The organism is Sphingomonas kaistensis, assembly GCF_011927725.1.
GTDB classification, from domain to species: domain Bacteria; phylum Pseudomonadota; class Alphaproteobacteria; order Sphingomonadales; family Sphingomonadaceae; genus Sphingomicrobium; species Sphingomicrobium kaistense.
The window spans coordinates 1,721,250-1,744,276 of the sequence record NZ_JAATJC010000001.1; the positions used below are offsets into that span (position 1 = coordinate 1,721,250).

Genomic DNA, 23,027 nt, shown 5'->3' on the forward strand with positions numbered 1-23,027 from the left:
TTTCGCCATGAACGAGAATGCTCGCGAGAAGATGCGGCCGATCGACACTGTCCCGCCGCCTGCGAATTCATTTGCAACCGTTGCCACGCCACTAATCTCCCCTGCGTTCATTTGAGAGTGTGCGTTGGCGTAAGGCCAGTGTCCAGTATTAACGGCTTGCATGGACCAGCGCGCCGCTCCATGCTTCCTTTCATCGAAGGGACTGGCGTCGACACGTGGCAGAGAAGAGTTCGGCGCAGCAATTTGATCAGGCGTGGGGGTCGCTGAAGGCGGATCGCACCGTCCAGTTCGATTTCATCAAGACCCCCGCCGAACCCAAGCCCCCCGAATGGCTGGAGGCGATCGGACGCTTCTTCGAAGGGATACTGAGGGCGATCGGGCGGGCCCTGCAGTGGCTCTTCAGCTGGATGCCCGACGCGCCCTATGCCCGCTTCGTCCTCGGGACCTTGCTCGTGATCGGCGTGGCCTTGCTGGTCTGGCTGATCGTCGATCGCCTTCGCCATGACGAGTGGAGGCTGCCCTGGCGCCGACGCGAGGGCGAGGCCGCGGAAGTCGTGGCCGGGGACGTCGCCTGGCTTCCGGAGGAGATGCCGGCCCGGGCCTGGCTCGAGGAAGCCGAAGCGCTTGCCCGGCAGGGACGCTTCGCCGAAGCGGTGCACTGCCTGTTGCTGCGATCGGTCGAAGACATGGCGCGGCGCCGGCCCGACGCGGTTCGTCCCGGCCTCACCAGCCGCGAACTTGCCCGCTCGGAGCTGTTGACCGAACACGCCCGGCCGCTGTTCGCCGGCCTCGCCCGGACGGTCGAGGACAGCCTGTTCGGCGGTCGCCCGGTCGGCGAGCCACGCTGGCACGAAGCGCGCGAGGCCTATGGCAGCTTCGCCCTGCCGGAAACTTGGCGGGCATGAGCGGCGACGCCGTCAGCGACCGCAGCGGCCCGTTCCGGCAGCGCTTCATGCTGCTGCTGGCGGGGCTTGGCGTGCTCGCCTTCGTCCTCAGCCTGGTGCTCGGCGCCTATGCCCCCAACCTCAGGTCCGGCAAGGATGGCGGGACCCACGCCCTGAGCAACGCAGTGATCGGGTTTAGCGGGATCGTCGCGCTTGCCGAGGCGACCGGGCGCGGGCCGGTCCTGGTCCGCAACGATCGCGACATTGGCAGCGAAGACTTGGTCGTCGTCACCCCGCCCAACGGCGCGACGCCGCTCGGCAACATCCTCGAGGCGCGCGGGGCAAGGGCGACGCTGATCGTGATGCCCAAATGGGAGGTCAAGCCGCGCCAGTCGCCCAAGGGCTGGGTGACGGTTGACCGCCTGCTACCGACCGGCCTGATCGACAACGTCCTCGCTCCCCAGCACCCGGTCAAGCTCATGCGCCGTCGCTCCGACCGCCGGCCGCTGCGGAGCACGTCCCCGCTGCTTTCCTCGGTCGCGGGGCTGCGCGAACCGGCCACGGTGCAAAGCTTTTCCGGTCCGGGGATCCAGCCGATGCTGATCGACAGCCTCGGGCAGACGGTCCTCGGCAAGGTCGGCGGCGGCAATCTCTACCTGCTGTCGGATCCCGACCTCCTCAACAATCATGGGATGGTCGACAAGGCGCAGGCCGCCGCCGCGTTGCGCCTGCTCGACGACCTCAACAGCACCAATGCGGAAGGGATCGTCTTCGACCTGTCGGCCAACGGCTTCGGCGGCACCCGCAATCCCTTGCAACTGCTGTTCGGTCCGCCGTTCCTCGGCATGACCTTGATCATCTTCGTCGCGCTGCTGCTTGCCGGGTGGCAGGCGATCGTGCGCTTCGGTTCGCCGCGGCTTCCGGTCCGAGCGATCGGCTTCGGCAAGGCGGCCCTGATCGAGAATAGCGCCGCACTGATCCGCAAGGCGGGCCGCGAGGCGCGCTTCGGGGGCCGCTACGCCGACCTGGTGCGCGACCAGGCCGCGGCACTGTTCCGGCTGCCTGCACAACTGGCGCCGGCGGAGCTCGACGCCACGCTGGACCGGCTGCGGCCCGACCGACCCTTTTCCGATCTGGCGCGCGCAGTCGAGGACGCGCGCACCCGTCATGAACTTACGGTGGCAGCCAGGGCGCTGAACCGCTGGCTGCAGGAGACGAGAACGTGAATTTCGCTGACGTACAGGGCCTTTGCAACGCGATCCGCCGCGAAATCGGGAAAGCGGTGATCGGGCAGGAGGCAACGGTCGACCTGCTGCTGATCGCGCTCCTTGCCCGTGGGCATATCCTGCTCGAAGGGCCGCCGGGCACGGCCAAGACGCTGATCGCGCAGTCCTTCGCGCGCTCCATTGGCCTCGATTACGGCCGCATCCAGTTTACCCCCGACCTGATGCCGAGCGATATCATCGGCGCCAACCTGTTCAACTTCCAGACCTCGACCTTTACCCTGACCCGCGGCGCGATCTTCACCGACCTGCTCCTCGCCGACGAGATCAACCGCACCCCGCCCAAGACCCAGGCCGCGCTGCTGGAGGCGATGCAGGAGCGGCAGGTCACGATCGACGGCGAGACCCATCCGCTGGGCGAGCACTTCCTGGTGGTCGCAACCCAGAACCCGATCGAGCAGCAGGGCGTCTATCCGCTTCCCGAAGCGCAGCTAGACCGCTTCCTGTTCAAGCATCTGGTCGACTATCCGAGCGCCGAGGAGGAACGGCGGATCATCGCCAGCCACGGCAGCCGCCCGCAGGCGATGGAGCCGGCGATGTGGGGGGTCGAGACGGTCGCCGACAAGGCGCAGCTCGCCGCCGCCGCCGATATCGTCGCGAGCCTCCGTCTCGCCGACGAGGTGATCGACTATGTGGCCGGCCTGATCCGCGGCACGCGTACCGCGCCGGACCTGCAGTCGGGCGCGTCGCCGCGCGCCGGCGCGATGCTGGCCGGTGCCGCTCGGGCGCGGGCGGCGCTCGAAGGGCGCGACTTCGTCATCCCCGACGACGTCAAGGCGCTGGCTCCTGCGGTCCTCCGCCATCGCGTGCTATTGTCGCCCTCGGCGGAGATCAACGGACGCCGCGTCGAGGACGTGGTCACCGCCATCATCGACGAGATCGAGGCGCCGCGTTGATCTATCCGACCCGCCGCGCAGTGCTGCTGGCGGCGAGCGGTGCCCTGGTGGCGCTGCTTGTCGCAGCGCTGGCGGCCGATCGCTGGTATCTCGCGCTCGCCTGGCCGCTGGCGATCGCCGTGCTGGTCACGGTCGATGCCCTGCGCACCCGCGGCAACGTGGCGCTCGACCTCGCCTTACCCTCCAGTGCCTTCGTCGGCGAGGAGCGCATCGCCGAGGCCTCGGTCAAGCTCGCGTCGGGCGCGCGCCACGCCGAACTCGCGTTCGATCGCTCGCCCCTCGTCCACATCCCCGATGAAGGCCGCACCACGCTGGAGCTGACGGAGGAGGGCGGCAAGGCGTCCCTGCCGATGTCGATGCTCCGCCGCGGCACCGCCCGGCTCGATCGCTTCTGGCTGCGCTGGCCGGGGCCGCTCGGGCTGGTCTGGCGGCAGCGGGAAGTGGTGCGCGACGACCGGGTCCACATCCTTCCCGACCTCCGTCCGGCGCAGCGCCACGGCATCCGCCTGTTCGAGCGGTTCGCGGTGGACGGCTCGATCAAGCAATTGCTGCGCGGGGAGGGCAGCGATTTCGATGCAATGGTCGAGTTTCGCTCGGGGATGGATCGCCGCTCGATCGACTGGAAGAGCAGCGCCCGCGCGACCAAGCTCCTCGCGCGGCTCTATCATGCCGAAAAGAACAACCAGATCTGCTTCGCCATCGATTGCGGGCGGCAGATGTCCGAACCGGTGGCCGGCATGGCGCGGGTCGACCATATGATCGGCGCGGCGCTGCTGACCGGCTGGCTGGCGCTGCGCATCGGTGACCGCGTTGCGGTGTCCGCGTTCGACAGCCGTCCGCGGCTGAGCAGCGGGTTCGTCGCCGGGCCGCGTGCCTTCAGCGAACTGCAGCGGCTGGCGGCGGCGGTCGATTATGGCACCGACGAGACCAACTTCACGTTTGCGCTGACCGAGTTGAACGGCCGTCTCCACCGCCGAAGCCTGGTGATCCTGTTCACCGAAATCACCGACCTCATCTCGGCCCGCTTCCTGCTGACGACGCTGCGGCTGATGATCAGGACCCACCTGGTGCTGGTCGTGATGCTGCGCGACGAGGAACTGGAAAGCCTCGCCACCGCTACCCCGCAAAGTGCCGAGGACGTCACCCGCGCGATCACCGCCACCTCGATCCTCAGGGAGCGCCAGGAGGTCATCGTCGAATTGCGCCGGCTGGGCGTGGACGTGCTCGAAGCCGGACATCACGACATCGCGCCGCGCATCGCCGAGGCCTATCTCGAGATCAAGCAAAGGGACCGATTGTGAACGCGCCCCTGGTCAACGCCACCCGCTTCCGCGCCGAGCATGCGGCTGACTGGGAGAAGCTCGAATCCTTGGTCGAGCGGCTCGAGAAGAAGTCACTGCGGGCGCTCAGCGACGATGACCTGATCGAGCTTCCGCGCCTGTACCGGACCACCTTGTCGTCGTTGTCGGTCGCCCGCGACACCTCGCTCGACCGTGGGCTGCTGGCGTATCTCGAACAGCTCAGCACTCGGGCCTATTTCCAGATCTACGGCGTCCAGACCTCGCCCGCGAAGCAGGTCGTCCACTTCTTCGCGGTAGGCTGGCCCGAGGCGGTGCGCGCACTGTGGCGTGAGCTGTTGTTCTGCGTGGCCCTGACCACGCTTGCCGCTTTCGCCGCCTATTTCCTGATCAGGGGCGACCCCGAATGGTTCTACGGGATCATTCCGCAGGGCCTTGCCGGGGGTCGCGATCCGTCGGCCAGCGCAAGCTTCCTGCGCAGCACCCTGTATGACGATGGCGACGGCGCGCTGGGCGTGTTCGCGACCTTTCTGTTCACCCACAATTCGCAGGTCGCCATCTTCTCCTTCGCGCTCGGCTTCGCCCTGGCGGTGCCGACGATCCTGCTGATCGGCTACAATGGGCTGATGCTCGGCGCGTTTGTCGCGGTCTTCTCCGCGAAAGGGCTTGGGCCCAATCTGGCGGCGTGGCTGATGATCCATGGCACGACCGAAATCCTCGCCATCTGCATCGCCGGCGCGGCCGGCATCAGGATCGGCCTGTCGCTGGCCTTTCCCGGCGCGCTGACCCGGATGGAAGCGATGCTGGTGGCCGGGCGTCTTGCGGCCACCGCCATGCTCGGCACAGTGGTCATGCTCGCGGTCGCCGGACTGCTCGAGGGCATCGGCCGCCAGACCATCACCGACGACGGCCTGCGCATGCTGATCGGAAGCGCGGCGCTGGCCGGGTGGCTGGTCTATTTCTTCCTTCCCTCACGCTTCCGCCTTGGGCGTCGCTGATGGCAAAGGCGAAAAAGGCCGCGAACATGCGGCGGCCGTTCATCACGCCGGAAGGCGTCGACCTGCAGCTTGAACTGGCGACCGCCGGGGCGAGGGCCACCGCCTTCGTCATCGATGCGGTGCTGCTGATCGTCATCCTCATCACCGCGAGCCTGCTCCTGCTGTTCCTGAGCAAGGGCGCCGAGGTCCAGGGCGTCGCGATCATCTGGCTGATCGGCTTTTTCCTCCTGCGTAATTTCTGGTTCAGCCTGTTCGAGATGGGCCGGCGCGGGGCCACCCCCGGCAAATGGCTGATCGGCCTGCGCGTCGTCGCTCGCGACGGCAGCCGGCTGACCGGCGCCGCCGTCGTCTCCCGCAACGCCATGCGCGAGATCGAGATCTTCCTGCCCTTATCGTTCCTGGTCGCGCAGGGCGTGCAGGGGATGGCCGACACCTTTCTCACCATCTTCGCGCTGACCTGGAGCGGCATTTTCCTGTTCTTCCCCTTGTTCAACCGTGACCGCCTGCGGGTCGGCGACGTGGTCGCCGGCACCTGGGTGGTCGAGGAACGGCGGACGGCGCTGAGCTACGACCTGGTCGGCCAGTCCCGGCAGGTCCGCCGCCAGTTTCCGGAAGAAGCGCTGGCCGCCTACGGAATCTACGAACTGCAGCGTCTCGAGCATGTCCTGCGCGCCGAGCAGCCGATTGCCATCGCCACCGTCGCCGGCACCATCCGCCAGAAGTTCGGCATTCCAAGCGACGGCGATGATTACGGCTTTCTCACCGACTTTTATGCCGAGCTTTGCGCCCGGCTGGAGCGCGGGCTGCTGTTCGGGCAGCGCCGCGCATCGAAGAACGAAACCGCCGCCTGATCCGTCGCACGGGGCACGATATCGCCAAGCTTGTCGCGCCATCTGCCTGTGATACGGGCGATCATCGTCTCAGGAGTATTTCCCTTGCGCCGTTCGAACCTTTTCCTCGCCTCCAGCTTCGTTCTGCTTTCCACGATGGCGTCGGCCGAGGAAGGGATGTGGACCTTCGACAATTTCCCCATTGCCGCGGCCAACCGCGACCTTGGCGTGTCGATCGACCAGAAGTGGCTCGACAAGGTCCGCCTCGCCTCGGTCCGGTTGGGCGGGGCGTCGGGCGGGCTGGTGTCGTCCGAGGGCCTGATCCTGACCAACGAGCATGTCGCCTCGCGCTGCGTCGAGGATCTATCGATGCCCGAGCGCAATTACGTGCAGACCGGTTTCACGCCGGCCTCGCGCGCGGAGGAGCGCAAGTGCCCCGGCATGGTGGCCGAGGTCCTGACCAACATCGGCGACGTCACCCAGCGGATGCAGGCGGCCGGTGGGGGCCTGAGCGGTGACGCGTTCACCAAGGCGCGCGATGCCGAGGCCGGGCGGATCGAGGCCGAGGCCTGCGGGTCCGACAAGACGCGGCGCTGCCAGGTGGTGACGCTTTATCGCGGCGGGCAATTCAAGCTCTACACCTATCGCCGCTATGCCGACGTCCGGCTCGCCTTCGCGCCTGAGCATCGCGCCTCGGCGTTCGGCGGCGACCTCGACAATTTCAGCTTCCCGCGTTTCGCCGTCGATGCCGCCTTTGTCCGCATCTACGAGAACGACCGTCCGGTGAAGACGCCGGGCTTCCTGCGCTGGAACCCGGCTCCGCCGCAGGAGAACCAGCCGGTGTTCCTGTCGGGCAGCCCGGGCGCGACCCAGCGGCTGCTGACGCAGGCGCAGCTTGGCACGGTGCAGGACGTGACCCTGCCGCTCGAGCAGCTGATCAACAGCGAGCTTCGCGGCCGGCTGCTGCGTTTTTCCCACGAGAATGAGCGCAACGCCTTTATCGCGGGGCAGGCGATCTCGGGGGTCGAGAACACCTACAAGCGCGGGTTCGGTCGGCAGCAATCGCTGATCGATGCGCGCTTCATGGCCCGCCGCGCCGAGGCCGAGGCCGCGTTCCGCGCCAAGGTCCAGGCCGACCCTGCGCTGCGTCAGTCGATCGGCGATCCGTGGACCGACCTTGCCAATCTCCAGCCGGAAATGGTCCGCCTCTACCCCGGCTATTACATGCTCGAGACGCGCGCCGGCGGCGGCTCGCAGCTGTTCAGCTGGGCCAAGGACATCGTCCGGGGGGCGCAGGAGCGGCCCAAGGCCAATGCCGAGCGCCTCCCCGAATATGGCGACGCGCGGCTGGCACAGGTCGAGAACGGCCTGCTCGCGACGCGGCCGACCTATCCGGCGCTGGACGAGGTGCAGCTCGCCTGGTGGCTGTCCAAGGCGCGCGAGATCCTGACGGTGGACGATCCCCGCATCGCGCCGCTGCTGGGCAAGGAATCGCCCGAGGCGCTCGCCGCGCGATTGGCGCGCGGCACCAGGCTCGGCGATCCGGCCGTCCGCAAGGCACTGTGGGAGGGCGGCCTTCCCGCGGTTCAGGCGAGCGACGATCCGCTGATCCAGTTCTTGGCTCGAATCCAGGACGTCACTCGCGCCACTCGCACCGAATATGAGGGCAAGGTCCAGGCCCCGACCGACCGCGCCAGCGAGGCGCTCGCCAAGGCGCGCTTCGCGGTGTTCGGAACCAGCCTCTATCCCGACGCCACCGGCACCCTTCGCCTGACTTATGGCCGCCTCAAGGGCTGGACATATCAGGGCCGGACCGTGCCTTATGCGACAACCTTCGGCGGGCTGTGGCAGCGCGCGACCGGGGCCGAGCCGTTCGACGTCGCGCCGCGCCTGCTGGCGGCGAAGGACCGCATTCCGGGCGCCACCATTCTCGACGTCGCGGCTTCGACCGACACCATCGGCGGCTCGTCGGGCTCGCCCGCGATCAACGCCCGGGGCGAGATCATCGGGGCGAATTTCGATTCCACCGTGCTGACCCAGCGCAACGCCTACGGCTACGATCCGGAGATCAACCGCAGCGTGCTGGTGACGACCTCGGCGGTGACCGCTGCGCTTCGCCACGCCTACGGTCAGGGCCACCTGCTGCGCGAGCTCGGCGTCCGCTAGGGCGGCGGCTGGCGCGGCGTCGCTGCGACGCGTAGCGTAAGCCGCTATGCATCCGGTCGAGACGCTCGAAACCGTCCTTCTCCTGCTCGCCGCCGCCGTCGCGCTGCACCTGCTTGCGGCGAAGATGCGGCTGCCCCCGTCGGCTGCGCTTCTGCTTGGCGGCGGGGCGCTGGCGTTCGTGCCTGGCCTTCCGGCCATCTCGCTCGACCCCGAGCTGATCCTCGTCCTGTTCCTGCCGCCGCTGCTGTTCGACGGCGCTTACTACACCGCCTTCGGCCGCTTCCGTCGGCACTTGCCGGGTATCCTCTCGCTGGCGGTCGGGACCGTGCTGTTCACCGCAGTCGTCGTGGCCGCCGTAGCCCATTGGCTGGTCCCGACGCTCCCGCTTGCCGCGTGCCTGGCACTTGGCGCGATCGTCTCGCCGCCCGACGCGGTTGCCGCCCGCGCCGTCCTCAATCGCGTCACGCTACCGCGGCGTCTGCAAGCGCTGCTGGAAGGCGAAAGCCTGCTCAACGACGCGACCGGCCTGGTGCTGTTCCGCTTCGCCGTCGCCGCGACCCTGGTCGGCTCGTTCGACACTGGCGAAGCGGTCGGCAATTTCTTCATCCTCGCGCTTGGCGGCGTGGCGGTGGGGGGCGCGGTCGCCGCCGGCTGGATGCTGGTCCTCCGCCGGCTGACCGACGACACGCTGGTGGTCGCGACCTCGACCCTGCTGTGCTGGGCCGCCTATCTGATCGGCGAGACGCTGCATGTGTCGGGGGTCATCGCCACCGTCACCGCCGGGATCATCTTCGGCTGGTTCCAGCACAGCCTGCTGCCGGCCCGGGTGCGGCTGCAGGGAAGCGCCTTCTGGCGGACCCTGGTGTTCACGCTGGAAGCGCTGATCTTCATCCTGATGGGCTTTTCGCTGCGCGGCGTGGTGGAGCGTATCGGCGGCTTCGGCGAGGTACTCGGAACGCTTGCGCTCCCGGCGCTGGTGATCACCGTGACGGTCATCCTCACCCGCTTTCTCTGGATCGCCGGCTCGGAGGCCCTGCTGTCAGGGCTCCGCGCGTCGGGCCTGCGCTCGGCGCGGCCGCTCGGATGGCGGCAGGCCGGCGTGCTCAGCTGGGCGGGAATGCGCGGCGTGGTCACCCTTGCCGTGGCGCTGAGCTTGCCCGCCAGCTTCCCCGAGCGCGACCTGATGCTGGTGACCGCCTTTGCGGTGATCCTGGTGACGGTGGTCCTTCAAGGAAGTACGCTTGGCGGCGTGATCCGCTTGCTCCGGCCCGCCGATGTCGACCCGCCCGCGCCCGTCGCTCTTCCGTCAGCCGAAGCCGCCGTGGCGCAAGCCAAATTCCAGGCCGCCGAACGGGTCGCCTATGACGGGGAGGGGCAGTTGCTTCACCCTCAATTGCTCGAAACCTATCGTAGCCGGGCGGTCGGCACCCAGCGCTATGCCGCTGACGCCGATAATTTCATGGAAAGGATCAGGCCGCACTTCGACTTGATGCTGGGCGTGATCGCATCCGGCCGGGCCGAACTGCTCCGCCTCCACCGCCGCGGCGAGATTGAGGACGAGGTGCTGCACGACCTCGAGCGTGACCTCGATCTGGAGGAAGTCGGAATCCTCTACCAGCGCGGCGACGACGCCTAGGAGCAGCGCTCGGCGGCTTCGCCGTCATGTCCGAACGTAAGGAGATTGGAGGCCCGACCGGGAATCGAACCCGGGTGCGAGGATTTGCAGTCCTCTACGTCACCACTCCGCCATCGGGCCCCGATGCGGCGCGTCCCCTAAGCAGGGGCACCGCGGGCCTGTCAATCTCTGGACAACGATACGACCGCCGGAACCGGTGACTTTGGCGTGTCGCCCTTGACCACCTGGATCCGGAACGCCTTGGGCCCAAGCAGGTAGCGCGCCGCCGCTTCCTTCAGGGCGGCCGGAGTGACCGCTTCGAGGTCGGAGCGCTGGGTGCGGATGCTTTCGGCCGTAAACGGGTTTTCAAGATCCTCGAGCGCGCCCATCCAGTAGCCATTGCCATCGCGCGACCGCTCGATGGCCGCCAGCATCGGCCGCCGCGCCCGGGCGAGTTCGTCGTCGTCGATCGGCTTGGTCGCCAGGTCGTCGGCGATCCGCTGGGCGGCGGCGAAAAATCCGGAAAGGCTGGCCGGCGGAGCCTCGACCTGCGCCGCCAGATAACCGTAGCGCCCCCAGGTCGACGATGCGCCATGCGCCGCCGTAGGGGCATAGCTGACGCCTTCCTTTTCACGCAGTTCGTCGGTCAGCCGAAGCTGAAACACCGCGCCCAGCAGGGTCAGGGTACGCGCCAGCTGGCGGGTTTCGGGCGAATAGCCGGTGGTCGGCCAGGCGATCATCCCCACCGCCTGGTCCTCGCGGCCCTTGTGATTGAGGGTCACGATCCCGCCGGGAGGAGGAGCCGGGAACGCCATCGGCCCGGGCGCGGGGTTGCTGTCTGCGCGCGCGGGCAGGGCGCCAAAGGTCGCCGCGGTCTGGGCGATCGCCTGGTCGACCGTGATGTCGCCTGCCATGATGATCTCGATCCGGCCGGACCGAAGCGCGGGATCGACCAGGGTCTTCGCATCGCCGATGGTGCTGGTCCGCATCGCGATCCGGCTCGGCACTGCCCAGCGCCGGTCGCCCGAGCGCAGCAGGAAGCCGAGGTCACGGCTTAGCACTCCGCCCGGCGAACTTTCGAAGCGGTCGTGGATCGAGGCCGACTGTGCCTTGATCCGCTCCCAGCCGAGCGGCCGCCAGCCGGGTTCAGCCACATAGGCGGCAAGCAGCTGCATCTGGGTCGGAAGGTCGGCCGGACGGGTCGCACCGGCAAGGACGAAGCGGTCGTCGTCGACCGCGAAGCTTGCCCCCACCAGCTTTCCGGTCAGCGCGCGATTGACCCCGTCGGCATCGAGCTTGCCCGTGCCGCCGAATGTGAAGGCGTTGCCAAGCGCCCATTCGGGGCTCGTCCGATCCGTCGGCATGGCGAGCCGCCCGTCGCCGAAGCGCACGCTGACCAGCACCTGCTCCTTGCGCGCCGCGCTTGGCCGCACCGTCAGCCGGACGCCATTGTCGAAGCGGACGTGGGTCGCCCCGACCTCGGCAAAGTTGCGTTGCTCGACGATCTTCCCGGCGGTCCCGAAGCTCGAATAAGGCCAGTCGATCCGCGCCTGCGCCAGCGGCGGGGTGACCGCCACCTTGCGCGAGGCCTGGTAGGTGGCGAGCGCCGCCTCCGTGGTCACCAGCGGCCGCGGCAGGCTGAGATACAGCAAGGGGCCCGATCCGGAGAACAACCGTCGCGCCGCGGCGCCGATCCGTTCGGGGGTGAGAGAGGGCGCGATGCGTTCGTAGAAAGCGAGGCGATCGGCGGGGGTGGTGACCACCGAATCGCGGTCGATCGCAGCCACCACGCCCTCGGCCAGCGCCGCACTGGCGCGGGTCGGTGCGGAAGCCACCGCAGCCTGCAGCGCGGTACGGACGCCGACCAGTTCGCGCTCGACCTCGTCAGCGGTGACGCCGTGATCGACCAGCCGGCGCTGTTCATGGTCCATCGTGGTCAGCGCGGAGCGCCAGTCGCCAAGCTTCGCCTCGGCCGACAGGCCGGTGGTGGCGGCGGTGTCTTCCAGTTCGGAGCTGTAGACCCGGGCCGAGATGAAGGGCGGTTTTCCGTCGAGCTGTGCAAGCTTTTCGAGCCGGCGGTTGAGGATGGTCCCGGCCAGCTGCTCCTCGAGCTCGCGGGTGCGCTGCGCGACGCTGTCGGGTGCGAGGTCGGGCGGACGGACCCAGTTGAGCGTCATGGAGGCGGCAAAGGCCGGATCGACGAACACGCGTCCCTCGGTCGAACGCGGGGCAGGGCGGCCCTGATCGACATGCTTGCCCGCGGGCCCGACCCCCTTCCAGTCGCCGAACTGCGTCTGCAGCCGACGCTCGATGTCGGCCGGATCGACGTCGCCGACCACCACCAGAGTGGCGCGTTCGGGCCGGTACCATGCGCGGTAATAGTCGAGCAGCCGTTGGCGCGGCGCGGTGCGGATGACCTCGGTGGTGCCGATCGGCAGCCGCTGGCTCAGCCGCTGCCCGGGGTACAGCCAGGCCAGCTGGTCGACCAGCATGCGATAGCCGGGGGTCGCCCGGGCGCGTTCCTCGGACAGGATGATGCCGCGTTCGCGGTCGAGTGCGGCGGCATCGATGGTGGCTCGCCCCGCCACTTCGCGCAGGAGAAACATCGCCTCGTCCAGCGTCGCCTTGTCGGTCTGCGGCAGGTCGAGCTTGAACACCGTCTGCCCGAAGCTGGTCGAGGCGTTGGTGTCCGGCCCGAAGCGCAGACCGGCCCGCTCGAGCCGCCGCACGAACTCGCCTTCCGGCACGTTCTGGGTCCCGTTCAGGACCATGTGCTCGAGGAAGTGGGCGAGGCCGCGCTGGTCGTCGGCCTCGTTCAGCGATCCGGTGTCGATCCGCAGGCGGACCGCAGCGACCCCTGGCGGGGTCTTGTTGCGGCGGATGACATAGCGGAGGCCATTGGAAAGGGTGCCGAGCTTGAGTTCCGGATCGACCCGCAGCCCGTCGCCGCGCATCCAGCCCGAGGCCGATTGCGCCGCGGCGGCGGCGGCAGGGCGGGACGATGGCGCTGCGGAGAGGCTCGTCCCCGCCAGCAGGACAAGGGTCGCCAATGCCACGCGGCGCTTCACAAACATGCCATCTCCTGCCCGAATCACAGTCACTTGGGGTATGCCATGGTTAGAGCCGAGCAGCCCGGGCCTGCCAAGCACGAGCGTTGCCGCTCTCGACCTCGCGGCGGCTCCGTTCGATAAACGGAGGCAGCCATGCTTGGCGGGACGGGCAGCGAACGTTACATGAGCATTGCCAATGACGGTGTCATAGTGCGATAAGACACTGCAGCGATCAGCTCAGAAGGACGACGAGATTCCGATGGACTTTGCCCAGGCACGCCGTGCGATGGTCGACAGCCAGCTTCGGCCGCAGGCGGTCACCGATCCGCTGGTGGTTGCAGCGATGGCGACCGTTCCGCGCGAAGCCTTCGTGCCCGCGTCGTCGCAGTCGATGGCCTATATCGACCGCATGGTTCCGCTCGGCAACGGTCGTTCGCTGAGCCCGGCGACCAGTCTCGGCCGGCTGCTGAACGAGCTTCATTGCCGGACCGGCGAGCGCGCGCTCGTGGTCGGTGCGGGCACCGGCTACAGCAGCGCTGTCCTGGCGCAGATGGGCCTCAAGGTCGTCGCGGTCGAGAGCGATCCCGCCTTGGTCGAGCAGTTGCGCGGCCTTCCGGGCGTCACGGTCCACGCCGGGCCGCTCGAGGAAGGCGCGCCGTCGCTTGCCCCGTTCGACATCATCCTGGTCGACGGCGAGATCGAGCAATTGCCCGACGCCCTGGTCGAACAGCTCAAGCCGGGCGGCCGGCTCGCGCTCGGGCTCGTCGAAAATGGCGTGTCGCGGCTCCAGGTCGGGACACGTTCGGTTCACGGCTTCGGCCTCAAGAGCTTCGCCGATTCCTCCATGGCGCCGTTGCCGGGCTTCGCTCGGCCGGCTGTCTTCACCTTCTGATGCGTCAAAGAAAGCACCCTGTGCGCCATCTTCTAAGCTGCAGTGCGCTTGCCGCGCTGATCCTGGCCAGCCCGGCCGCGGCCGACACGCTGCGCGAGGCCCTGGTCTCGACCTACCGGACCAATCCCACCCTCAACGGCCAGCGCGAAGCGCTTCGAGTCAATGACGCGGGGGTCGCGGTTGCCCGCGCCGCCGGTCGTCCGCAGGTCGCCGCCACCGTTGGGCTCAATCGCGACCTTACCCGGTCGGGCGTGCTCGACACCGGTCGCGGCAAGGGCCCGGTCGTGTCGGGCGGGCTCGACCTTAGCCTGCCGCTGTTCCAGGGCGGCCGGGTCAGGAATTCGGTCGAGGCCGCGCGGACCCGCGTCGAAGCCGGGCGCGCGACCCTTCGCGCGGTCGAGGGCGATGTCTTCGTCCAGGCGGTCCAGGCCTATATGGACGTGATCCGCGACCGCGCCATCGTCGAGCTCAACCGCAACCAGATCCAGGTCCTCACCACCAACCTCCAGGCGACCCAGGACCGCTTCGAGATCGGCGACCTGACCCGCACCGACGTCGCCCAGTCCGAAGCCCGCCTGTCGCTGGCGCGTTCGAACCTCGCGCTGGCGCAGGGCCGCCTGTTGTCGAGTGAAGCCTTTTATCGCCAGGTCGTCGGATCGGCGCCCGGCCAGCTTGCCTCGCCGCCGCCGCTTCCCCCGCTTCCCGCCAATGCCGAGGAAGCGGTGCGGATCGCACTGGTGTCCAATCCCGACGTGATCGCCGTGGTCCGCCAGGCCGAAGCCGCCGGGCTCGACGTACGGGTCGCTGCCGCCGATCGCCTGCCGACCGTGTCGGGCGTGCTCAGCGGCGATTATGTGAACACCGTGGGCGGCAGCTCGGCGGGCATTCCGCGCGCCGGGACGCAGACCACCGTCGGCGTCAACACGCGCATTCCGCTCTATCAGGGCGGCCTGCCCAGCGCACGCATCGCCCAGGCCCGCGCGGTCGAAGGGCAATTGCTCGAGCGCACCATCGAGACCGAACGATTGATCGTCCAGTCGGTCCGCTCCGCCTTCGCCAGCGTGGTCGCGACCCGCCAGGCGATCGCTTCCAACGAGGTCGCCGTTTCCGCCGCCCAACTCGCGCTCGAGGGCGCCCGGGCCGAACGCAGCGTCGGCACCCGCACCGTACTCGACGTCCTGAATGCCGAGCAGGAATTGCTGAACGCGCAGGTCCAGTTGGTCACCGCGCGGCGCGACCAATATGTCGCCGGCTTCCAGCTGCTGAACGCGATGGGCCAGGCCGAGGCCGAGGACCTCGGGCTCGAGGGCGGGCCGCTCTACGATCCGATCGGTGCCTATCGCCGGGTCGCAGGCCAGTGGAACGACTGGTCCAGCGAGAAGCGCTACGTGCCGCGTTCGACCCGCACCGTGTCCGCGGCGGAGGAGCCGCTCGCCACTCAGCCCGCCGCGCCGATTGCCGGTCCGCCCAGCCCAGGGGTGACAACCCCTCCGCGTTGAGGGTAGCAGTGCGGAATGGCTGGCCGCGAACCCTCGATGGAAGACATCCTCGCTTCGATCAAGAAAGTGATCGCGGAGGAGAAGGAGCTGCGCAGTACCGTGTCGGTCGCCGCGCCGGCTCCCGCACCAGCGCCCGAGACGCCGGACGAGGAAGAAGCGGGCGAACCCGAGATCCTCGAGCTCGAGGAGATGGTGGTCGAGGAGCTGAAGCTCCCGCCGGTAGACCTCGGCCCGCCGCTGGTCAGCGACGATGCGGCCGAGGCCAGCAGGTCCCGACTCGCCGCGCTGCAGGAAGCAGCCGCGTCTGCGCCGCCGCCGCCCGCGGTCAATCCGCTCGAGCAGATGGTCCGTGACATGCTGCGCCCGATGCTCAAGGACTGGCTCGACCAGAACCTCCCCGGCATCGTCGACGAGCATGTGAAGCGCGAGATCGGCCGGATCACGGGGCAGGGGCTCTAGCACCGCCACTTGCGGTTCATCGCCGCGCTGCTACGCCTCGGCGCCATGATCAAGCGCTCCCTTCTGCTGGCGGCCGCTGCCGCCGTTCTCGCTCCCACGGTCGTCGCCGCCCGGCCGATGACCGCCACCGACATGCACATGATGCGCCGACTGGGCGCTCCCGAAGTCTCGCCCGATGGCAGGACCGCGGTGTTCACCCTGTCGACCACCGACCTTACCGCCAACAAGCGTGCCAATCTCCTCCACAGCCTCGACCTCACCCGGACCGGTGCCGCGCCGCAGCCGGTCGCCGGGGCCGAGGGTGGCCATGACGCGGTGTTCGGACCGGATGGCGCGCTCTACTTCCTCAAGGCCGTGGGCCAGCGCGACCAGCTTCACCGCATGGTGATGGGGCAGCCTGCGCAGGTGATGAGCGACTTCGGCGCCGATGTTGCGGGATTCAAGCTCAGCCCCGACGGCAAGCGGGTGCTGGTCTGGGCCGACCAGCGCGATTGCCCTGACCTCGCCTGCGCCGCGACCACCTTCGCCGCCAAGGAGCCGGGGTCGGGCCGGGTCTACGATCAATTGTTCGTGCGCCACTGGGACACTTGGGCCGAGCCCGGCACCAAGAGCCGCATCTACACCTTCGACATCACGGGCGGGAAGCTTCAGGGCTTCGGCACCCGCGTCACGGGCGAGCTGGTCGGTGACACCCCGTCCAAGCCGTTCGGCGGGGGCGAGGAGATCAGCTGGTCCAGGGATGGCCGCACCGTCTTCTTCGCGCTGCGCGAGGCGGGGCGGATCGAGCCCACCTCGACCAACCTCGATGTTTTCGCGGCGCCCGCCGACGGTTCGGGCCGGCCGACCAACCTCACCCCCGACAATGACGGCACCGACACGTTGCCGACCGTCTCGCCCGACGGCCGCACGCTCGCCTACGTCTCGATGGCCCGCGCCGGCTATGAGGCCGACCGCCAGGTGCTGATGCTGCGCGACCTTGGCACCGGCCGCGTTCGCGCCTTGACCCAGGGCTGGGATCGCTCGGTCGGCTCGATCGAGTGGGCGCCGGACAATCGCTCGATCCTGGTCACCACCGGCGACACGCTCGAGCACCCGATCTTCCGCGTCGATGTCGCCAGCGGCCGGGTCACCCGCCTGACCGCCGAGGGCAGTGCGGGCAACGTCCAGGCGCTTCCCAACGGCGCGTTGCTCTACACCTCCAACAGCATCCAGGCGCCCGACGACCTCTACCTTCTCCGCGGGCGCGGGAAGCCGGTGCAGCTGACCGCCGTCAACAAGGCGCTGCTGGCCGAGCTCGATCCGGTCACGGTCGACCGCTTCAGCTTCGCCGGCGCCAATGGCGACAAGGTGTGGGGCATCAAGGTCAAGCCGGTCGTCAATCACAGCCTGCCGATCGCTTTCGTCGTCCACGGCGGCCCGCAGGGCAGCTTCGGCAACGGCTGGTCCTATCGCTGGAACCCGCGGGTGATGGCCTCGATGGGGATGGGCGTGGTCAGCGTCGATTTCCACGGGAGCACCGGCTACGGCCAGGCCTTCACCGACAGCATCCGCAATGACTGGGGCGGCAAGCCGCTGCAGGACCTCCAGCTCGGCCTCGCCTATGCGACAGCGCAGGACAAGCAGCTCCAGGCCGACAATGCCTGCGCGCTGGGCGCCAGCTACGGCGGCTACATGATGAACTGGATCGCCGGCCAGTGGCCCGACCGCTTCAAGTGCCTGGTCCAGCACGACGGCGTGTTTGACGCCCGCGCCATGGCCTACGAGACCGAGGAGCTGTGGTTCGACGAGTGGGAGCATGGCGGCAAGACCTATTACGAGGATCCGGCCGCGTTCGAACGCTGGAACCCGGTCAACCACGTCGCCAAGTGGAAGACCCCGATGCTCGTCATCACCGGCGAGAAGGACTACCGCATCCCCTATACCCAGGGGATCGCGTCCTTCACCGCCCTCCAGCGCCGCAACATCCCGTCCAAGCTGGTCGTCTTCCCCGACGAGAACCACTGGGTGTTGAAACCGCAGAACTCGATCCAATGGTATCGCGAAGTCGAGGGCTGGATGAAGCGCTGGACCGGCGGGCAGCCGACGATGGGCACCGCCGACTAAGTCACACGGTTGTTTCGGCGGTTGGCTCTCGCTAACCGCCGCAACCATGACCGACCTTCCCAAGACGTTCGAACCCGGCCCGATCGAAGCCCGCTGGTACCAGCAGTGGGAGGAGAGCGGTGCGTTCCGCCCGGCACGCCCCGACGCCGAGCCGTTCACCATCGTCATGCCGCCGCCCAACGTCACGGGCAGCCTCCACATCGGCCACGCGCTCGACAACACGCTGCAGGACATCCTCGTCCGCCGCGCCCGGATGCAAGGCAAGGACGCTTTGTGGGTGGTCGGCACCGACCATGCCGGGATCGCCACGCAGATGGTGGTGGAGCGCCAGCTCAACGCTCAGCAGCAGAAGCGCACCGATTTCACCCGCGAACAGTTCGTCGACAAGGTGTGGGAATGGAAGCACGAGAGCGGTGGCCAGATCACCCGCCAGCTCCGCCGCCTCGGCGCGTCGTGCGACTGGGCGAACGAACGCTTCACCATGGACGAGGGCTTTTCCAAAGCCGTCCTCCACACCTTCGTCGAGTTGCACAAGCGCGGCCGCGTCTACCGCGACAAGCGCCTGGTGAACTGGGATCCCAAGTTCCAGACCGCCATCTCCGACCTCGAGGTCGAGACCCGCGACCAGGCCGGCAAGTTCTGGACCCTGCGCTACCCGCTCGCCGACGGCAGCGGCCATATCGAGGTCGCGACCACCCGCCCCGAGACAATGCTCGCCGACATGGCGGTCGCGGTGCATCCGGAGGACGCGCGCTACGCCGCGCTGGTCGGGAAGCAGATCAAATTGCCGATCACCGGCCGCCTGATCCCGATCGTCACCGACGAGCATGCCGATCCGGAGCTTGGCAGCGGCGCAGTCAAGATCACGCCCGGCCACGACTTCAACGATTTCGAGGTCGGCAAGCGTGCGGGATTCAAGGCCGCCGAGATGTTCAACATGCTCGATGCTGCCGCCAACATCTGCCAGACCTCCGATGGGCTGGTCCCGGCCGAATTGCTTGGGCTGGAGCGCTTCGAGGCCCGCAAGCGCGTGGTCGCGCTGCTCGAGGCCGATGGCGCTCTGGTCAAAGTCGAGGACCGCACCATCGCCACCCCGCTCGGCGACCGTTCGGGCGTGGTGATCGAACCGTGGCTGACCGACCAATGGTATGTCGATGTGAAGCCGCTCGCCGAGCGCGTGGTCGAAGCTACCAAGTCCGGCGCGATCAAGGTCGTGCCCGAGACATGGTCCAAGACCTGGTTCAACTGGCTCGAAGGCATCCAGCCCTGGTGCGTCTCGCGCCAGTTGTGGTGGGGCCACCGGATCCCCGCCTGGTACGACGCCGACGGCAACGCCTTTGTCGCGCTGAGCGCCGAGGAGGCACAGGCGCAGGCCGGCGACGACCGCGTGCTCAGCCAAGACGAGGACGTTCTCGACACCTGGTTCAGTTCGGCGCTGTGGCCCTTCGCCACGCTCGGCTGGCCCGACAAGACTGAGGACCTCGCCCGCCATTACCCGAACGACGTCCTGATCTCCGGCTTCGACATCCTGTTCTTCTGGGATGCCCGTATGGCGATGCAGGGGCTGGAGTTCATGGACGAGGTGCCGTGGCGCACGCTCTATCTGCACGGCCTGGTGCGTGACGCGCAGGGCCAGAAGATGAGCAAGTCCAAGGGCAATACCGTCGACCCGCTCGGTCTGATAGACAAGTACGGCGCCGATGCGCTGCGCTTCACCATGGCGGCGATGGAAAGCCAGGGCCGCGACATCAAGCTCGATGAAAAGCGCGTCGAAGGCTATCGCAACTTCGCGACCAAGCTGTGGAATGCCGCACGCTTCCTGCAGATGAACGGGGTCGGCCCTTCGGCCTCGATCGCGGCGCCACAAGCCACCAAGCCGGTCAATCGCTGGATCATCGGCGAAGTGGTCGAGACGCTCGGCCGCCTCAACGCCGCCTTCGACGACCTGCGCTTCGATGGCATGGCCGACGCCATCTACCACTTCACCTGGGGCACCTTCTGCGACTGGTATGTGGAGCTGGTGAAGGGCGGCTTCGACGAGGAAACCCGCGCCGTCGCCGGCTGGGCGTTCGACCAGATCCTGGTCATGCTCCACCCCTTCATGCCGTTCGTCACCGAAGAGCTGTGGCACGGCATGGGGGCAAGGCCGTACGACCTCATCGTCGCGCAGTGGCCTGAGCCGCAAGCGTCGAGCGACGCCGAAGCCAAAACCAAGGTCGAGGCAATCATCGGCTTCGTCGAAGGCGTCCGCACGCTGCGCTCCGAACTCAACGTTCCGTGGACCGCGACCCTCGTGCCGCATGTGCTCGGAGCGAAGAACGAATATGGCAACAACGTCTTCCAGATGATCGAGGAGGAGGGGGCCACCCTCCGTCGCATGGGCAAAGTGGGTGACGCGGTTCGGGCCGAGGCGCCGCCAGCCGGCTCGGCCCAGATCGTCGTCGGCGACACCACCGTTGCCTTCCCGCTCGGTGACGCCATCGACCTCGACGCCGAACGCGCCCGCCTCGCCAAGGCCGCCGAAGCCGCGGAAAAGGATCGCGACAGCTTGGGCGCGCGGCTCGGCAACCCGGCCTTTGCCGAGCGCGCCAAGCCCGAAGCGGTCGCCAAGGCCCGCGCCGACCACGAGGCCCGCAGCGCCGAGGCCGACCGCCTCCGCGCCGCGCTGGCGCGGCTGGGGTAGGGGAGATAGCGCTCCGTCACCCCGGCCTTTTGCCGGGGATGGCCACCGCAGGGCTTTCGGTACGTTGAGCGGCCGATGGTGGATATCGAACCAACTCCCAAGTTGACCCGGCCGGGCCAGCGTGACCTCACCAGTGGGCCGATCGGCACCACGCTGATCGCCTTCGCGCTGCCGACGCTGGGCTCGTCGATCCTCCAGTCGCTCAACGGCTCGATCAACTCGGCCTGGGTCGGCCGGCTGATCGGCGAGGATGCGCTGGCTGCGACCGCCAACTCGAACATGGTGATGTTCCTCGCCAGCGCCTTCACCTTCGGCTTCTCGATGGCGAGTTCGATCCTGATCGCGCAGGCGTTCGGCCGCCGCGACGTAGACGCCGCACGCCGCGCGTTCGGAACCGCGGTCGGCTTCTTCAGCCTGCTCGGCATCCTGGTCGCGGTCGGCGGCTGGTTCTTCAGCCCGGATATCCTCGGCCTGCTCGGCACCCCGCCCGAAGCGGTGCCATTGGCCGACGCCTATCTCCGCGTGATCTTCTTCGCGATGCCGCCGGCGATCCTGATGATCATGACCATGATGGCCCTGCGCGGATCGGGCGACAGCCTGACGCCCCTGTGGTTCATGGGGCTCGCGGTGCTGCTCGACAGCGGGCTCAATCCCTTCTTCATCTCCGGGATCGGCCCGTTCCCCGAAATGGGGATCGCCGGATCCGCGGTCGCCACCACCGTCGCCAACTGGACCGCGCTGATCGGCCTGGTGATCTTCATCTACGTGCGCGACCTGCCGCTGCGCCTGCGCGGCAAGGAACTGGCCTATCTCAAGCCGGCCGGGGAGCGCCTGAAGACCATCGTGCTTAAGGGCTTCCCGATGGGCCTGCAGATGATCGTCATCTCGCTCTCCAGCCTGCTGCTGATCGGCCTCGTCAACGCCGAGGGCGTGCACACGGCCGCCGCCTACGGCGTCACCATGCAGTTGTGGACCTATATCCAGATGCCGGCGATGGCGTTCGGCGCGGCGGTCAGCGCGATGACCGCGCAGAATATCGGTGCGGGAAAGTGGGACCGGGTCGGTCGGATCACCGGCATCGCCATCGTCCAGGTGCTTGCGATCACCGGCGCGATGATCGCCTTGTTCCTGCTGTTCGAGCGGCCGGCGCTCGGCCTGTTCCTTGGGCTGGACAGCCCGGCGCTGCCGATCGCCATCCACATCCAGTGGATCGCGACCTGGAGCTTCCTCCTGTTCGGCATCACCCTGGTCATCTTCGGCACCGTGCGCGCCAATGGTGCGGTGTTCGTACCGCTGATCATCCTCGCCATCGGCCTGCTGCCGGTGCGAATCGGCTTTGCCTGGCTCGGTCGCGACTGGCTTGGCGCCGACGCCTTGTGGTGGAGCTTCCCGGTCAGCACCCTGGTCAACCTCGCGCTGGCGGTGCTCTACTTCCGGTCTGGGCGGTGGAAACAGGCGCGGATGACCGTCAGCGAGGCGCCGCGACCCATACCGCAGCCCGCGCCACTGTAACGGTCACCGGCGTCCTGGCGCTGAGCTCGCCGTCGATCGAAATCTTCTGACGCGGGCGCGCCTCGATCCGCAGCTCCTTGCCGCGGAATTCGGTCACGTTTTGATCGCGCGACTTGAGCTTGAAAAGGGTCGCAAGCCAGCTCCAGCCGAGGTGCACTAAGCTTTTGCCGGTCACTGCCTGCACCACGATCTCGCCCGACTGAAGGTCGGCGCTTTCGACCAGCTCGATCCCGCCGTGGTGCGTCCCGTTGGCGATCCGCGCCTCGGTCGCCCACACCTTGTGGACCCGGCCGCCCTCGGTGATGCGAAGGCGGAAGGGCCTGAACTTGAAGGCCACCCGCACCGCCCAGATCATGTAGCCGAACATCCCCAGCGTCTTCTTGAGCTTGTGCGGCACGGTTTCGGCGATCAGCGGCGACAGCCCCATGGCGGCGGCATTGGCGAAATAATCGCCGTCGATCGCGCCGAGGTCGATCCGCAGCTTGCGCCCGGTGGCGATGGTCTCCACCGCGTCGGCCAGCTCGGTTCCGATGCCGAGCGTCTTGGCGAAGCTGTTGGCGGTGCCGAGCGGAAGCAGCGCGAACACCGTGTCGGTGCCGAGGAAGTCGTCGATCGCCTTGGACAGCGACCCGTCGCCCCCGCCGACGATAATCATTGGCGCTTTTTCCTTCAGCGCCTTGCACACGGTCGGGCGCATCTGTTCGGGATCGGTGATGGCATGGGCGGACAGCAGCTCCATGCCGCGCTCCTCCAGCATGCGCTTCGCATCCTCATACGCATCGCCGCCGGTCCGGCTCATGGCGTTGACGATAAGGACGGCCTGTTTCGGTAGCGTATCGTCAGCCATGGCCCCTCAATG

16 protein-coding genes and 1 tRNA gene are annotated in these 23,027 nt (G+C 68.1%); 14 read left to right on the forward strand and 3 right to left on the reverse strand.

All coding sequences use genetic code 11. The annotated features are described in order from the left end of the window. The first annotated feature begins 215 nt into the window (after positions 1–215). The 8 genes from GGQ97_RS08425 to GGQ97_RS08460 all read left to right on the forward strand — a co-directional run bounded on the left by GGQ97_RS08425 (position 216) and on the right by GGQ97_RS08460 (position 9,991). On the forward strand, positions 216–905 hold the full coding sequence (locus GGQ97_RS08425; protein WP_168068718.1) for a DUF4129 domain-containing protein: 690 nt from the start codon (positions 216–218) through the stop codon (positions 903–905). Then, positions 902–2,110 (forward strand): hypothetical protein, encoded by a 1,209-nt coding sequence (locus tag GGQ97_RS08430; protein WP_168068720.1) that lies wholly within the window; start codon positions 902–904, stop codon positions 2,108–2,110. Before GGQ97_RS08425 ends, GGQ97_RS08430 begins: the two co-directional genes overlap by 4 nt. Then, entirely contained in the window at positions 2,107–3,063 is a 957-nt protein-coding gene (locus GGQ97_RS08435) for an AAA family ATPase (protein WP_168068722.1), read from the forward strand. The genes GGQ97_RS08430 and GGQ97_RS08435 overlap by 4 nt, the downstream gene beginning before the upstream one ends. After that, entirely contained in the window at positions 3,060–4,364 is a 1,305-nt protein-coding gene (locus GGQ97_RS08440) for a DUF58 domain-containing protein (protein WP_168068724.1), read from the forward strand. Before GGQ97_RS08435 ends, GGQ97_RS08440 begins: the two co-directional genes overlap by 4 nt. Further along, complete coding sequence (locus tag GGQ97_RS08445; protein ID WP_342448490.1) at positions 4,361–5,359, forward strand: stage II sporulation protein M; 999 nt, start codon at positions 4,361–4,363, stop codon at positions 5,357–5,359. The genes GGQ97_RS08440 and GGQ97_RS08445 overlap by 4 nt, the downstream gene beginning before the upstream one ends. After that, the gene (locus tag GGQ97_RS08450; RefSeq protein WP_245197917.1) at positions 5,359–6,210 is read left to right on the forward strand and encodes an RDD family protein; all 852 of its coding nucleotides are present in this window, start codon (positions 5,359–5,361) and stop codon (positions 6,208–6,210) included. The genes GGQ97_RS08445 and GGQ97_RS08450 overlap by 1 nt, the downstream gene beginning before the upstream one ends. 84 nt (positions 6,211–6,294) lie before the next feature. Beyond that, on the forward strand, positions 6,295–8,355 hold the full coding sequence (locus GGQ97_RS08455) for a S46 family peptidase (RefSeq protein ID WP_209022818.1): 2,061 nt from the start codon (positions 6,295–6,297) through the stop codon (positions 8,353–8,355). 46 nt (positions 8,356–8,401) lie between these two features. Further along, complete coding sequence (locus GGQ97_RS08460) at positions 8,402–9,991, forward strand: Na+/H+ antiporter (protein ID WP_168068726.1); 1,590 nt, start codon at positions 8,402–8,404, stop codon at positions 9,989–9,991. Between the two features lie 46 nt (positions 9,992–10,037). Here GGQ97_RS08460 and GGQ97_RS08465 read toward each other — a convergent pair. Together GGQ97_RS08465 and GGQ97_RS08470 are read right to left on the reverse strand one after the other, a co-directional pair. Next, positions 10,038–10,111, reverse strand: a tRNA-Cys gene (locus tag GGQ97_RS08465). A gap of 41 nt (positions 10,112–10,152) precedes the next feature. Next, positions 10,153–13,044 carry a M16 family metallopeptidase gene (locus GGQ97_RS08470; RefSeq protein WP_168068728.1) on the reverse strand — a complete coding sequence of 964 codons (2,892 nt, stop codon included), beginning with the start codon at positions 13,042–13,044 and terminating at the stop codon, positions 10,153–10,155. Positions 13,045–13,279: 235 nt separating this feature from the next. Between GGQ97_RS08470 and GGQ97_RS08475 the strand changes: the two genes are divergently transcribed. From GGQ97_RS08475 to GGQ97_RS08500, 6 genes are all read left to right on the forward strand, one after another. Then, a complete protein-coding gene (locus GGQ97_RS08475; protein WP_245197918.1) occupies positions 13,280–13,912 on the forward strand; it encodes a protein-L-isoaspartate O-methyltransferase family protein in 633 nt (210 codons plus the stop codon). 20 nt (positions 13,913–13,932) lie between these two features. Continuing rightward, a complete protein-coding gene (locus tag GGQ97_RS08480; protein WP_342448491.1) occupies positions 13,933–15,411 on the forward strand; it encodes a TolC family outer membrane protein in 1,479 nt (492 codons plus the stop codon). A 15-nt stretch (positions 15,412–15,426) separates the two neighbouring features. Then, positions 15,427–15,870, forward strand: a complete 444-nt coding sequence (locus tag GGQ97_RS08485) for a DUF2497 domain-containing protein (RefSeq protein ID WP_168068732.1) — start codon at positions 15,427–15,429, stop codon at positions 15,868–15,870. A gap of 45 nt (positions 15,871–15,915) precedes the next feature. Beyond that, positions 15,916–17,973: an alpha/beta hydrolase family protein gene (locus tag GGQ97_RS08490; RefSeq protein ID WP_168070881.1), complete on the forward strand. Its 2,058-nt coding sequence runs from the start codon at positions 15,916–15,918 to the stop codon at positions 17,971–17,973. 46 nt (positions 17,974–18,019) lie between these two features. Further along, entirely contained in the window at positions 18,020–20,656 is a 2,637-nt protein-coding gene (locus GGQ97_RS08495; RefSeq protein ID WP_168068734.1) for a valine--tRNA ligase, read from the forward strand. Positions 20,657–20,734: 78 nt separating this feature from the next. After that, complete coding sequence (locus tag GGQ97_RS08500; protein WP_342448492.1) at positions 20,735–22,168, forward strand: MATE family efflux transporter; 1,434 nt, start codon at positions 20,735–20,737, stop codon at positions 22,166–22,168. Here the strand turns inward: GGQ97_RS08500 and GGQ97_RS08505 are convergent. Next, positions 22,125–23,015 carry a diacylglycerol/lipid kinase family protein gene (locus GGQ97_RS08505; RefSeq protein ID WP_168068738.1) on the reverse strand — a complete coding sequence of 297 codons (891 nt, stop codon included), beginning with the start codon at positions 23,013–23,015 and terminating at the stop codon, positions 22,125–22,127. The two genes, GGQ97_RS08500 and GGQ97_RS08505, sit on opposite strands and share 44 nt — an antisense overlap. Between the last annotated feature and the right edge of the window lie 12 nt (positions 23,016–23,027).